This window comes from Nostoc sp. DedQUE05 (assembly GCF_034530955.1).
GTDB lineage: Bacteria > Cyanobacteriota > Cyanobacteriia > Cyanobacteriales > Nostocaceae > Nostoc.
Window position 1 is genome coordinate 172,870 of record NZ_JAVRCB010000006.1, and the last position, 13,004, is coordinate 185,873.

The 13,004-nt window shown below is 39.2% G+C and carries 13 protein-coding genes; 8 read left to right on the forward strand and 5 right to left on the reverse strand.

Features of this window, described 5'->3' with window-relative positions:
* Positions 1-33: 33 nt before the first annotated feature.
* The 7 genes from RMZ42_RS06645 to RMZ42_RS06675 all read left to right on the forward strand — a co-directional run bounded on the left by RMZ42_RS06645 (position 34) and on the right by RMZ42_RS06675 (position 7,807).
* Entirely contained in the window at positions 34-591 is a 558-nt protein-coding gene (locus tag RMZ42_RS06645) for a nuclease (protein WP_322670654.1), read from the forward strand.
* Between the two features lie 5 nt (positions 592-596).
* A complete protein-coding gene (locus tag RMZ42_RS06650) occupies positions 597-1,238 on the forward strand; it encodes a DUF1156 domain-containing protein (protein ID WP_322670655.1) in 642 nt (213 codons plus the stop codon).
* A 111-nt stretch (positions 1,239-1,349) separates the two neighbouring features.
* Positions 1,350-3,494: a DNA methylase gene (locus RMZ42_RS06655; RefSeq protein WP_322670656.1), complete on the forward strand. Its 2,145-nt coding sequence runs from the start codon at positions 1,350-1,352 to the stop codon at positions 3,492-3,494.
* A gap of 56 nt (positions 3,495-3,550) precedes the next feature.
* Positions 3,551-3,892, forward strand: a complete 342-nt coding sequence (locus RMZ42_RS06660; RefSeq protein ID WP_322670657.1) for a hypothetical protein — start codon at positions 3,551-3,553, stop codon at positions 3,890-3,892.
* A 77-nt stretch (positions 3,893-3,969) separates the two neighbouring features.
* On the forward strand, positions 3,970-4,257 hold the full coding sequence (locus RMZ42_RS06665; RefSeq protein ID WP_322670658.1) for a hypothetical protein: 288 nt from the start codon (positions 3,970-3,972) through the stop codon (positions 4,255-4,257).
* The gene (locus RMZ42_RS06670; protein ID WP_322670659.1) at positions 4,257-4,652 is read left to right on the forward strand and encodes a type II toxin-antitoxin system VapC family toxin; all 396 of its coding nucleotides are present in this window, start codon (positions 4,257-4,259) and stop codon (positions 4,650-4,652) included. Before RMZ42_RS06665 ends, RMZ42_RS06670 begins: the two co-directional genes overlap by 1 nt.
* A complete protein-coding gene (locus tag RMZ42_RS06675) occupies positions 4,649-7,807 on the forward strand; it encodes a DEAD/DEAH box helicase (protein ID WP_322670660.1) in 3,159 nt (1,052 codons plus the stop codon). The genes RMZ42_RS06670 and RMZ42_RS06675 overlap by 4 nt, the downstream gene beginning before the upstream one ends.
* Positions 7,808-7,977: 170 nt before the next feature.
* Here the strand turns inward: RMZ42_RS06675 and RMZ42_RS06680 are convergent, their stop codons facing one another.
* The 5 genes from RMZ42_RS06680 to RMZ42_RS06700 all read right to left on the reverse strand — a co-directional run bounded on the left by RMZ42_RS06680 (position 7,978) and on the right by RMZ42_RS06700 (position 12,458).
* Complete coding sequence (locus tag RMZ42_RS06680) at positions 7,978-8,142, reverse strand: hypothetical protein (protein WP_322670661.1); 165 nt, start codon at positions 8,140-8,142, stop codon at positions 7,978-7,980.
* 278 nt (positions 8,143-8,420) lie between these two features.
* Positions 8,421-8,723: a hypothetical protein gene (locus RMZ42_RS06685; RefSeq protein ID WP_322670662.1), complete on the reverse strand. Its 303-nt coding sequence runs from the start codon at positions 8,721-8,723 to the stop codon at positions 8,421-8,423.
* 472 nt (positions 8,724-9,195) lie between these two features.
* Positions 9,196-10,974 carry a bifunctional 3'-5' exonuclease/DNA polymerase gene (locus RMZ42_RS06690; protein WP_322670663.1) on the reverse strand — a complete coding sequence of 593 codons (1,779 nt, stop codon included), beginning with the start codon at positions 10,972-10,974 and terminating at the stop codon, positions 9,196-9,198.
* 132 nt (positions 10,975-11,106) lie between these two features.
* Positions 11,107-11,661 (reverse strand): hypothetical protein, encoded by a 555-nt coding sequence (locus RMZ42_RS06695; RefSeq protein WP_322670664.1) that lies wholly within the window; start codon positions 11,659-11,661, stop codon positions 11,107-11,109.
* Between the two features lie 107 nt (positions 11,662-11,768).
* A complete protein-coding gene (locus RMZ42_RS06700) occupies positions 11,769-12,458 on the reverse strand; it encodes a hypothetical protein (protein WP_322670665.1) in 690 nt (229 codons plus the stop codon).
* A 139-nt stretch (positions 12,459-12,597) separates the two neighbouring features.
* Between RMZ42_RS06700 and RMZ42_RS06705 the strand changes: the two genes are divergently transcribed.
* Positions 12,598-12,906: a hypothetical protein gene (locus RMZ42_RS06705; protein WP_322670666.1), complete on the forward strand. Its 309-nt coding sequence runs from the start codon at positions 12,598-12,600 to the stop codon at positions 12,904-12,906.
* The last annotated feature ends 98 nt before the right edge of the window (positions 12,907-13,004 follow it).

Below are 13,004 nucleotides of genomic sequence, written 5' to 3' on the forward strand. Positions count from 1 at the left end.
AAATTTGGTGTGAGTTTGAATGGAAACAATAAAGTGAAAAAGGAAAATATTGACCCAGATTTATCGGCAATAATTTTTGATAACACTGTTCTGAGTAATTTTCCTCCGGCACAGATATTACACGTTCTCAGAAGGCTCTACGAGGGTAGAGCCTTTGTTGGTAGGGCAGTTCGACGAGAGATTCAAGTTGGAACTGCAAGTCCCTGTAATTCTGCTTATTTGCGTAGCCGTGCCAAGTTGCAGGCAGTTAATCAAGCTTTCCAGGAAGGCTGGATGCGATCGCCGGATGACGAGGTTAACCCAAAAGATGAAGTGGTAGAGTTACGCTTGTCGATGGAATATAGAAAGGGTTTTAGCCCAGGAGCATCAGAAGCGATGGCTATCGCCCGCAACCGTAATTGGGTTTTTGCTTCGGATGATGGTACAGCTAAACGATTTGCCAGAGAACGAGGTATTCGAGTTACTGGAACTTTAGGTATTTTAGCTAAGGCGGTTAAAAGCAATGTTCTCTGCTCGTCTGTTGCTAACAATATTCATGCTCAGTTGATTAAAGAAGGTTATAACTTTCATATTCGGACTTATGGTTGGTAATAAAAATGTCTGATTCAACTTCTAAACGCCCCGATGTTTTTATTGAAAAAATGATGCCTGTGCAGGTATTAAACGAGCAAGTTAATTTTGAACACGGGGGAAATCCATTTAAAGGATTACATCGCTGGTATTCGCGTAAGCCTTTATCTTTTAGCCGCGCCAGTGTGTTGGCTTCTTTATTACCAGCAGATATCACAATGCAAGAGTTTGAATATTTGCTGGGGTTAGTACCGGGGAAGGAGGTAAAGCTATATAAAACACCGCCTAATTCTGTGCAAATTAAGAAGGTGCAGGATTATTGTGAGAAGGTTTGGGGAACTCGCACACCGACTGTATTAGATGCGTTTGCAGGTGGTGGAAGTATACCTTTTGAGGCGGCGAGATATGGGTTAAATGTGCTGGCTTCTGATTTAAATCCTGTGGCGGTGGTGACGATGAAGGCGGCGATGGAATATCCGCTAAAGTTTGGCCCAGATTTGCAGCATGATATTGATAAATGGGTGAAGTGGGTAGGTGATGAAGCGGAGAAAAGGTTAGCTGAATTTTTCCCTTCCTTACCTGGGGAAACTGTGCAGAATTATTTATGGGCGCATACGGTTGTTTGTCCAAGTTGTAAATCGGTTGTTCCGCTTAGTCCAAATTGGTAGTTAAGTAAAACTAGCAATTATGCAGGTAAAGGACAAGCTAGAAAAGTTACAAGTGATTGGTATGCAGTAAAGCCAATCCCTAGTCCAGAAAATAAACGAGTTGATTTTGAATTGGTTAAGGGTAGGAAGGTAAAGGGGGCAACTATTCAAACAGATGATGGGGAATATGATCCAGATACTAAGAATAGCATTAGTAGAGGTGTTGGTAAATGTCCTAATTGTAATAGTGTAATTGAAGATGAAACTATAAAAGCTTATGCTCAATCAAATGGATTAGGGCATCAATTATATGCAGTAGCTTACCGTAAAAGTAGTAGTTCATTAGAATTTAGAACACCTACAGCTATAGATAATGAAGCTATAGAAAAAGCATATTCTTTTTTATTAAATAAAATTAATGAATGGGAATTATCTGGTTTTATGCCAAATCAGGAAATACCTGAAAATACCCACAGGGGGCCAGATATGTATCTCTATGGTATTTATAAATGGTATGAGATGTTTAACTCGCGTCAACTTTTAAGTCTTGTAACTTATGTAGAAATTATCGATAAAGCAAAATCTCTAATTCTGAATGAATATGAGCATGACAAAGCAGAGGCAATTGTAACTTATTTATCCTTAGTATTTGACCGATGTGCCGATACAAATTGTAGATTAAATCACTGGGATGCTTCAAGAGCAGGTGCTAAAAGAGCATCAGCACAACACGCATTAAATTTAATGTGGAATTATCCAGAATTAAGTGGTAATGGCGAACTATGGTGGTCATGTGCTGATGCGTTTACATCTGATTATTATAGTATTTGTACTTTATTAGGAACTAAACTTAGCTCTCAAAGTTTGCCAGGAATTGAAGAAGTAAACAAAAAAAATATTCAAATTGTTGCAGCATCAGCCGATAATTTAGCTCACATTTCTGATAAATATATTGATGCAATTATTACTGACCCTCCATATTATGATTCTATTCGTTATAGTGAAATTTCAGACTTTTTTTATGTGTGGCTTCGGACAAATCTATTAAGTATCTTTCCTGAATTATTCTTGAACGAACTAACTGATAAAGACAGAGAAGCGATCGCCAATCCAGGACGCTTCCGTAACATGGGAGTATCACCAGAAGAACTCGCCAACCAAGACTATGAAGCAAAAATGGCTATGGCGTTCGCCGAATACCACCGAGTCCTCCGCGACGACGGCGTAATGACAGTACAATTCAACCACAAAGACTCCGGCGCGTGGGATGTCTTAGCCAAATCCCTCATCGATGCTGGTTTCGAGATTACCGCATCATGGGCAGTCAGTACCGAAAACCCGCAAAACTTGCACCAAGCACAGAAAAACGCAGTTTCCAGCACCGTGCTTTTAGTATGCCGCAAACGCGATCCAAATGCCGAACAAGCTTGGTGGGATGACGTGCGAATTGACGTGCGAAATATCGTCTTTGAAAAAGCACCAGAACTCGAAAAATGCTTAACTGAAGATTCGCGTCCTGCTGCTGATAGAGTAGCAGATCCGCAACGCCGCATTAAACCCCCTGGTATTAACTTGTGCTTAAGTGCTTTCGGTTCTGCTTTGAGTGTGTTTACCAAATATAGTTCCATTCTCGACAGCGCCGGGAATCCAGTTGAACCCAAAGCAGCATTTGAAGAAGTACGCCAAGCAGTAGTCGAATACCGATTGCAAAATTTATTAGAAGGTAAAGACTTCAACGGTATCGACCCCTTAACCCAATGGTACATCTTGGCATGGGATACCTTTGAAGCGCGAGAATTCCCCTTCGATGAAGCGAGACAACTGGCTTTAGCAGTGGGTGGTTTTGATGTCTCCGATTTAGTCAAAAAACACAAACTCCTCGATTCTGGAAGCGGTTACTGTAAATTACTCACCCCGCAACAACGCCTGAAAAAACGCGCCTTCTCCGTCACTGATACTGAATTTTCTGCCAGATATTTAGTTGATGGACTCCACGCCATTATCGCCCTTTACCAAGAGGAAGAAAATACAGAACCAGTCCGCAGATTTATGAAAAATACAGGCTTAGTTAGCAACGATTTATTTATGCGGACATTTGAAGTAGCATTGAAAGTAATTCCGCGCATTGGTGATGAAAAGAAACGCCTGACTGAAGAAAAAGCGTTATTAGATTTGTGGTTGGCTATGGATGAAATCAAAGCTAAAGTGTCTTATGTGCAACCTGAGCTATCTTTAAATTATGGACAAATGAGTTTGAATTTAGAGACTGATGATTGAGGGCTGTTGACCGTTAACAGACAACTGTCATAATTAATTAATGGAGGAAATAAAAAATGAATCAATATGATTTTAGTGTAGAGCTAAAATCTACAGGTCAAGCTGAGGCGTTAAAAGATTTAGAACTGGCGAAAAAAACAGCAGAAAGCAGAGGAATTCCATCAGAACACCCATCTAACAAAGAAATCGAATCTGTATCTATCCCATTAGAAATATCCGCTAAAATCAATCAGGAGATATTAGACCTGTCAGGAGTTGTCAGAATATCTAGAAGTAGCGGGATGTCTTTCAGATTTTATGAAGTTCCAGATGGCAAAGAGAAATTGATTCAAGAATGGTTTGATGCTTGTCAGCAAAATTTATCGGATAAAGTTTCTAAATTAATTATCCAATCTTAACAAAAGCTATATCATGACTTTCTTTGCTAACAATCATCAATCATCAGTCAACTAATAATTATAGGAGATAATCAAACATGAAGGTTAGAGGCATAAAACGTGGTCAAAATATTGAAATTCTAGAACAACTTAATAATATTCCCGATGGGACAGAAATAATCATAGACGTAGAAATTGTTACCAATCAAATTACAGAACTACAACCACCATTAACAGACTCCGAGAGACTAGCTAGACTAAATCTATTATTTGGGGCTTGGAAGAATCAACCGGAATTAACAGAAGTATTTACAGAAATTGACGAACAGCGCCATACTTATCAAGGCAGAACTTTAGACTCACTTGATAATCGGGATGACGGCTAATGTATCTACTAGATACCAACATTTGTATTGCACTGCTGAACGAAAATCCCCAAGCTGTTACTAAATTTAATCGCTTTTTCAGCCAGTGCTATCTCTCTATTATTGTAGTTTCAGAACTATATAAAGGCGTTTATTGTTCCCAACAGGTAGCCAAGAATCTAGAAATATTAGCACAGTTTACTGAACTCCTACCAGTAGAACCTTTTGAAATAGAAGCAGCTATCGAATTTGGCAAGATTCAAAGCGAACTCAGAAAAATTGGGAAACCAACCGGAGAATTTGATGCTTTGATTGCTGCTGTAGCTCGTTCTCGTGACGATATTCTTGTTACTAACAATATTAAAGATTTTATCAATATCCCCAACTTAAAATTAGATAACTGGTTAGAAAGTTGAAAAACCTGCGTGAATATCCCTGGAAAATTAGTTACACCAGCAACACCCACAACACCATCACTGATTTCTACATTCCTGCTTTGGAGTGTGCCATTCAATATGACCGGAAAGCAGGTTTTTTTAGCAGTGCTATCCTGAGTAAAGTTGCACGGGGTTTAGGTGCAATGCTGCACAACAAAGGGCGAATGCGGTTAATCATGGGTTGTCAGTTTAGCCCCCAAGATTTACAAGCAATTCAACAGGGATACGAACTGCGAGACGCATTGCTATCTCGTCTAGACGCAGACTTAAAACCACCAGAAAGTTTTGCCCAACTCAAACACTTAGAAATTCTCAGTTGGTTGATTCAAAACCAATATCTCGATATTAAAATTGCTATTCCTCTCAAAGAAAATGGACTACCAGAAGATAGTACACAGCAACTAGACCCACAGCATATATTTCACGAAAAAGTTGGCATTTTTACTGATAGCAAGGGCGAGAAATTAGCATTTAACGGTTCCAATAACGAATCTATCGGTGGCTGGGAGAGGAATGTAGAATCCTTTCATGTTTATTGTTCTTGGGAGGGAGGAAGGGAACTAGATAGAGTTGAAGAAGAAGTAGCGAGATTTGAGCAACTTTGGTATGACGTATCGCCTAACGTGCGAGTTTTTGAAGTTCCCGAAGCGGTACAGAAAAAGCTGTTGCGTTACGCAAAATCTACTAAACCTGATTGGAATGCCCAAGCTGAATTTGACTCTAGACCTCTAAAAAAAATAGAATTAACTGAACCAGAACCAGAAGCACAACCAGAACCGGAATTAAAACCAGACCCTTCAGCTATTTCTACAGAAGTAAGAGAACAAGAACGGTTGGCATTTACTCAACTTGCCAATATTCATGAACATCCCGGCTGCTTGGACTTTTGTTTAAAATCAATTCCCATTCACCCCTGGCCACACCAAATTAAAATCCTGCGCCGCGTTGCTCAAAATTTTCCCCAAAGTTTTCTCATCGCGGACGAAGTTGGTTTAGGTAAGACAATTGAAACTGGTTTAATTCTGCGTTATCTGCTGTTGTCCAAAAAAGTGAAGCGGGTACTGATTTTAGCACCTGCTAGCGTCCAACCCCAATGGCAAGAAGAACTACGGGAAAAATTCAATCTGCATTTCTGGAGTTATACATCTACGGAATTTAAAGACCCTTACAAGCGGACTATCCCCGCAGTAGCTAATCCCTGGAATACTCAAGATTTAATCCTGGCTTCTTCTCATTTAGTACGAAGAACTGACAGAATGCACCAGCTACTATCGGCAGAACCTTGGGATTTAGTAATTTTAGACGAAGCACATCATGCACGCCGCAAAAGTCCCCAAGACCGCAAGGAAACGCCTAATCGCTTGTTACAGTTAATGGCACAGCTGAAGGAGAAGACAAAATCCCTGATTCTTCTCTCAGCAACTCCCATGCAAATTGATGCCATAGAAGTTTTCGACTTGTTAAACCTGCTGGGATTGCAAGGGCATTGGAGTTATGGCGATAACTTCTGCTATTATTTCGCCTCGCTACAAGGTGCTGTCAAGCAGGAAGTCATGAATTTTTGGCAAGTCATGTCTAGCGATTATTTTCAGCGTGGTGGACAACCTTGTTCTAGATTAGAGCAGTTTTTGAGTAAGAGCGATCGCATTCTTGCTTACAAGATGCAGGATACTTGGCAACGGGGAAAGAAAATCTCCAATCACAAACAACTATTGGCAGATGAAGACTTTATCGACACCTCACGCCAATACTTGACAGTGAACACGCCCCTAAAAGACTTGATGTTCCGCCACACCCGCGACACTCTCCGACAATACTATCAAAGGGGATTGTTAGAGCGGGATATTCCTACTAGAGTTGTGCAGGATAATGCTATTACGCTGGAACCACAACGGGAAGTACCGCTTTATGTAGCTGTCAGCGACTATGTACGTCACTTTTACCGACTGGCACAAATAGATCAGCGTTCTTGTTTGGGTTTTTTGATGACCCTTTACCGTAAACGTTTGACCAGTTCATTTTATGCTATCAAGTCATCTCTACAACGTCGTTTGGATTATTTATTAACTCAACAGGGAAGCGTTTTAAGTGACGACGATTTAGTAGATGTGGATAATGAGGATGATGCAGTGATTGCTGGGCTGGAATCTTTCTTTGAACCAGTAGACCCCCAGGAAATTCAATATCTTGAAGAATTACTACGTCAATTTGAAAACACTGGGGAAGATAGCAAGCTTTCTCGCTTTATTCAGATTTTACGCCAAGAATTAACTGACCGAGAAAGTGCGATCGTTTTCACCCAGTACACTGACACGATGGACTATCTACGGGATACATTGAAGGAGTTGTACGGTAGCCAAGTAGCTTGTTATTCAGGTCGTGGTGGGGAACTGTACCAGAATGGGGAGTGGTGTTTAGTACCCAAGGAAGAAATTAAACGCCGATTTCGCCAAGATGAAATCAAAATTCTCCTTTGTACTGAGTCTGCTTCTGAGGGGTTGAATTTACAAAATTGCGGCGTGTTGATTAATTATGATATGCCTTGGAATCCGATGCGGGTCGAACAGCGCATTGGGAGAATTGACCGCATTGGACAAAGATACCCGACTGTGCGGATTCACAATTTTTATTATGATGGCACTGTAGAAGCAAAGGTTTATCGAAAATTGCGCGATCGCATTAATGCCTTTGCCACTGTTGTTGGTAATCTTCAGCCTATTCTAGCCCAAGTCCCTACCTTTATTGAACGGGCTGTTATGAGTGCTGATCCAGAAGAAGAGGATGTTTTAATGTCTCAATTCGATTCTGTGTTAGACAGCCCACCACCTCGTCTCGCAATTGAAGAAATGGTAGCAATGGATTTAGAAGCTGACTTAGTAGAAATTCAAAAACCAATCACCTCTACCCTTTTTACGCCAGAAACTATTGAGCAGTTATTCACCGACTCAGCAATTTTAAAAGCCAGTGGCGTGCAGTTTGAGAGAAGGAGTGAAGGTACTTGGCAACTGAATTACAAAGGGCAGAATTACATGGTTACTTTTTACCCTAATATTTTTGATGAGATGTCTTCACTACGTTTAATGAATTTTGGCGATCCCTTGTTTGAAAAAATGCTACAAACCATTAATTTTTGAGCCTACAGTTTTAACATTTATATTCCTGGCGTAGTAGAGTATGGGGTGTAAATTTAACGAAAACACGGGATTATATCATCCCATAATTTAGTATTTTTATGATTTTCAAATCTTCTCAAAACGAACCGTGAAAAACTTGATTATCCCGTGGAATATTGATATTTTGAGCCTTACTTAAAAAGGATTTTAAAAGCAATATCTCTCGGTGACTGCTTCAACACTTGCAGATAAGCAACAGCATCATCCCGTCGGCGGAATCTTTTCACAACAATATTTTCTTGATTGGGAATATCACGGACAATACACCACGGTTTTAATTGCTCAGAATAAGTCATATTTTCCTTCTTAAAAATGCTGTAAAATAACCATGCTATGTGCTTTTAAATCGCCAAATTTTACCTTAAACGAGGAGGTATACTCAAAGACAGGTCAAATTGATATTGACAATTAAAATTATGTGTGTATTAGATTGATTTGACAGATATATAGCGTTCCGACTGGAATGAAATATTGTGTACTGAGTCTGAAAACCTTGCAGGGCAAAGCTTTTGTTTTAAAAAACTTTCAGTAATCAAACCAGATTGCTATATGTAAAATAAAAATGTTATTGAGATCAAGGCGAATGAGTCAGACATAGCAATTGCCAAATTTGTTCGGGAACTTCTTCAAAATGTTCAAGTAAAAAGTCCATGAATGCCAAATGTCGTAAATCATTACGCTGAGGATAGCGTCTAAACTTACCTTGCTTAAACCAACCTCTGACCGTAGAATCAGAACGACAGCATATTAAGGCAATTTGTTCATAACTCACATCCCATTTGGCATAAAATTCTTCTGGTTTCATACCAAATTCCCAGTGACTGTAGAGTGAAATTAGATGAATTTCTCTTGCACCTAAAATCCGGGGGTTAGACATTGATACACCTCAAATATGTAAATATTGGAACTCATTTTTTACATCAGGTATTTATCAATCACAGAGTTTATAGACACACAAATCAAACCCAATTAAGCGGGTTTTAAACTCTTGATTCACTCTCAATCTGCGTAAGCAGATATAGTTAAAATAGTTCCGTTATTTATAATGGCTAGAATACCGATTCAGGAATAGCCATAAATAGTGGATAGGGTGTAATACGCTTGGGTTAAGCCTTTTTCTCCCCCTGCTTCCCCTGCTCAAGAACAGCCCGCCCTAACAGATAAATGTCCTTAACTAAACGGTATTGGGATAGAGCGGGGATAGTGCTTCGGATCAAAAACGAAATGCCCTTTAACCACATTTTTGCACGAGCTATACTGTGAGGAGGGCAATTGAGTTTTTGACAAATCTTCTCAGAATAGCTTGACTGCAAATCCAACTTCAGTCGTACTGGGCAAGTTGGGATAGTTCACCAGCTATTTGATGTTTTAATATCTATAACAACTGGAATAGGACTGAGAAACTTTTGGGCAGCAGCAACCATACAATTGTGTAATATATGGCTAACTTGGTCAACTTCAGTCTCTGGACATTCCAGTACAATTTCATCATGCCTTACACAGATGAGTTTTGTTTTGAATTTAGCTAATGGATTTGAAAGTTTTACCATAGCTAATTTGTTGATGTCGGCATTTAAACCTTGTACTGGATGGTTAAATAGCTCTGATAGTCGGGGCTTGTTTACCCATCTCCGTCGTCTATTTGCTAGTGTACGACTTTCCTTAATGCCTTGGATGTATTTACGTTTGATGTTTTCATGCCACCTAGCTATTCCAGGATAAGCTTCAAAGAATCGTTTTCTGAAAGCTTTTGCTTGCTCTAATGTCATTGCCACCCCATATTTTACTTGGGCGTAAATTTGGAGTTTGGCAGCGCCCATACCGAAAATTAATCCAAAGTTTATTGCTTTTGCTAGTCTGCGGTCTTCTTCAGTCACTTCATTGATATATTTTCCAGTTACTAGAGATGCTGTTAATCGATGTAAGTCAGCCCCCTGGCGATAGACTTGGCACATCTTTGTATCACCACTAAGCCGAGCCATAATTCGTAGTTCAATTTGGGAGTAATCGGCTTTGATAATTTTATAGCCAGGGGCAGCAATAAAGCAGCTACGGGCAGCTTCATCACGAGGAATATTTTGTAGAGGTGGTTTGCGGCAAGAAAATCTACCGGATTTTGCCCCTAATTGATAATAGTTGGGATGAATTCTCCCAGTTTTGGGGTGGATATGCTGGGGTAGTTTCTCGGTAAAAGTGCCGATAATTTTAGATAGACGGCGGTAATCTAGCAATGCTTGAATTATGGGATACTGTGCAGCTAAAGAAACTAATTTACTTTGATTAGTTGAGTTAATTTTGATACCAATAGCTTGTAGAGCAGCCAAAACTTGCTGAGGTGAATTTGGGTTTACTGCATCTGTCAGTTCTGGCAGCAATGACATCTGAGAGCTAGTAATATGGAGTTGCTTGAGTTGGTTTAAAGCATCTGTTTTTTCAGCTTCTAGTTTTGTACCTAGTATCTGCCATCGAGACAAGTCAAATAGCATTCCGTTAAGTTCCATTTGAGCTACAACAGGCATACACTGAAATTCCAGTCGGGCAATTTTGAGTAACTTTGCCTGGTTTAACTTCTTGAGGAGAATTGGGTAAAGGTCAAGTAATATGGCAGCATCTACGGCAGCATAGTGCAATTGAACCTTGGTAAGAGGTTTACACCAATCACTGATTTGTTGAGTTTTATCTAGTTGAAGGTGTAGTAGCTTTTTAACTATATTTTGTAAGGATGAGCTTGTTTTTAATCCTGCGGTTAGAACTTTATAAGCAAGTTGGGTATCAAAGAATTGACCAGAGGGTTGAAGTCCTGCGAGGGTGAGAAATTGCCAGTCGAACTTGGCATTATGTGCAATTTTGACAGCAGAGTTACAAAGCAGTTTTTTGAGTAGTGGGCGATCGCTTTTGGGAATAGCTGGTAAATCTATCAGCACTACCGGATGGTTTGGTGCAGCTATTTGAATCAGTCTAATAGAATCAGTTAGAGGGTCAAGTCCTGTTGTTTCACAATCTATGGCTAAAATTTCTGCCTGAAACAGAGGTTGGAGAGCCGAATTAAGAATTGAAACATTGGAAACAAGAGTATATTGTGGGGTATAAATACTGGTGTTATTTGTATTTACTAAGCCTGTATTCATAATAAATTAAATTTGAATTTGTCACCTGGAAGCGATAGCTTGTATATCTAGCAACTTCAAATTAGTTTTATACAAAGATTTGAAAAACTATGAAAGAGAGGTAATACTATCGATATTCCTCTCTTTATATGATTAACTGACTTTACGCTTATCTGTTTTTGCGATGTTAGAATGCTGAATATTCTCTTGAGCAGATGTAAAAGCAGTAGGAGCCAATTCTCTAATAATGGGTGTGACAATTTCTGGTGCCAGTTCTAAACGATGCTTAATCTGTGCTTGCAACCAGGCTAAAGGAACACTTTTACTGTTGACTTTTTGTTTGATAATTAAGTCAGGATTGGATGTTGAAGCTTTTTTTATGGCAGTGGCAATTTTTCTGGCTGTTCGTAAATCAATTTTGTCTACATCAATGCTAATAAAGTTGTCTGGTTGAGGTTCTGGTTTTGATGTAATATGGTTAGTTGATTGATTTTGATTTTCCAACTTGAGAGATTTCTTAATATCAATATATTCCAAGTGTGATTGTTCAGATGTTGTGTTGTTGGTATGGGATTCGATATTGAGCGTAAATTTCTGCCACAGATGGACTATTCCCACAACGAAATCAACGAGTATCACAACGGTATAGAAGGCTGTAATTCCAATGATGAGATGATTTAAAATTTCTTGAATTTCTTGAGTATTCATGATGACTAACTTGAAAATTTATGTTCATAATGAAAGAAGCGATCACTTACATTTAACAGAAAAATCCTCAGATGAAAAGTTGAATAGACTGAGGATTTTTTGAAAATTCAGAACAAGCTAATTTGCACAGTTGAATTTGATGAAGGTTTAGGAGTTGGAGTGCTTTGGGTCGAGTCTAAGTTAGACTTGGTATTGACATGACGCTTACCCCATCCCTCTTGTGCTGCGTGTTTAACTATGCTGCGTCGAATTGACCTGCTAAGATAGTTGAATTCATTTTTTACCTGATTAAAATGAATGATGCGATTATTGCTGGCATTGTTCGTATCACCATCACCTATAAATTCATAAAAACTCTTGCAACCCTTTGGTAATTTATCGTATTTGGTTAAAACTTCATTACCTACCCAAAGATAAAGGTCAGCGTAGTCTCTATGCAGAGAAGCTTCGTAAGTTGCTGGCATCATGTAGGTAAGAACTTCTGTGGCTGTGCTGGAAACACCAACCCGACCCTGTTCGTATTCAGTGAAGATAAGTTCTAATCGCTCCTGAATACAAGCAAACTTCAGCCATTGGGGAATCGTATCACTCCAAGGACTGCGATGAATTACCAATGGCCCTGCAAGATAGCGAACATGGTGTAGGGAAAATTCAGCTATTTCCAAAAGACTTGCTAATAATTCTTTTGGTGTATTTAAACTTGCCATAATTTGTAGCATTTTTCGGGTGTTCTTTGGCAGTTTGGTACTATTAGCATTACTGATTTCTGCCATTATTTCTAGTGAAATTAAATTCATTTGCTCCATTTCTCATCTCGATATGAGCGCATCACCAAAAATAGCCAATCGGCTAAAAAATTAATGTCCAATAGGTGAAGGCTGATACTAGATAAATTTTTTTATGCTGGCATTGCTACAGGTTTTTTAGGTAATGCCAATGAATAATGAACCCACAATTAACCAAAATCTTGATACTGACGACAGTAGTAATTATCAGTCTGGCAGTGGCTATCAATCTTTATGTTACGGTGTTGAGCAATTAAGTTCTGGAGATAGTAGTAATCCCTTGCAAGCAGACCAATTTAGGGATGGTTATCAAGAGAATATTTTTGAAATCAATCTTGGGGATACACCTTACACTGAATCGGCTGCTAATCCCAATCCTCAATTACCAGGATATGGCTCTGGCTCAGGTTACAAGTCTAAGAAAAGTCAACGGTCAGCAGAAGAGGAGCTAGAGTTATAAGTCATATTTTCACTCTCTTCCTATACCCCATAAGCAACAATTAATTGGGTTTTTATTCAATAAATAACTTTGCTTAGTGGGGTGTAGTTGCTGTCATT

Excerpts from the sequence above, each read along its gene's own strand:
- RMZ42_RS06705 (WP_322670666.1), top strand. The coding sequence starts at position 12,598 with ATGAATAATGAACCCACAATTAACCAAAATCTTGATACTGACGACAGT.
- RMZ42_RS06660 (WP_322670657.1), top strand. The coding sequence starts at position 3,551 with ATGAATCAATATGATTTTAGTGTAGAGCTAAAATCTACAGGTCAAGCT.
- RMZ42_RS06695 (WP_322670664.1), bottom strand. The coding sequence starts at position 11,661 with ATGAATACTCAAGAAATTCAAGAAATTTTAAATCATCTCATCATTGGA.
- RMZ42_RS06690 (WP_322670663.1), bottom strand. The coding sequence starts at position 10,974 with ATGAATACAGGCTTAGTAAATACAAATAACACCAGTATTTATACCCCA.
- RMZ42_RS06685 (WP_322670662.1), bottom strand. The coding sequence starts at position 8,723 with ATGTCTAACCCCCGGATTTTAGGTGCAAGAGAAATTCATCTAATTTCA.
- RMZ42_RS06665 (WP_322670658.1), top strand. The coding sequence starts at position 3,970 with ATGAAGGTTAGAGGCATAAAACGTGGTCAAAATATTGAAATTCTAGAA.
- RMZ42_RS06700 (WP_322670665.1), bottom strand. The coding sequence starts at position 12,458 with ATGAATTTAATTTCACTAGAAATAATGGCAGAAATCAGTAATGCTAAT.
- RMZ42_RS06650 (WP_322670655.1), top strand. The coding sequence starts at position 597 with ATGTCTGATTCAACTTCTAAACGCCCCGATGTTTTTATTGAAAAAATG.
- RMZ42_RS06670 (WP_322670659.1), top strand. The coding sequence starts at position 4,257 with ATGTATCTACTAGATACCAACATTTGTATTGCACTGCTGAACGAAAAT.
- RMZ42_RS06680 (WP_322670661.1), bottom strand. The coding sequence starts at position 8,142 with ATGACTTATTCTGAGCAATTAAAACCGTGGTGTATTGTCCGTGATATT.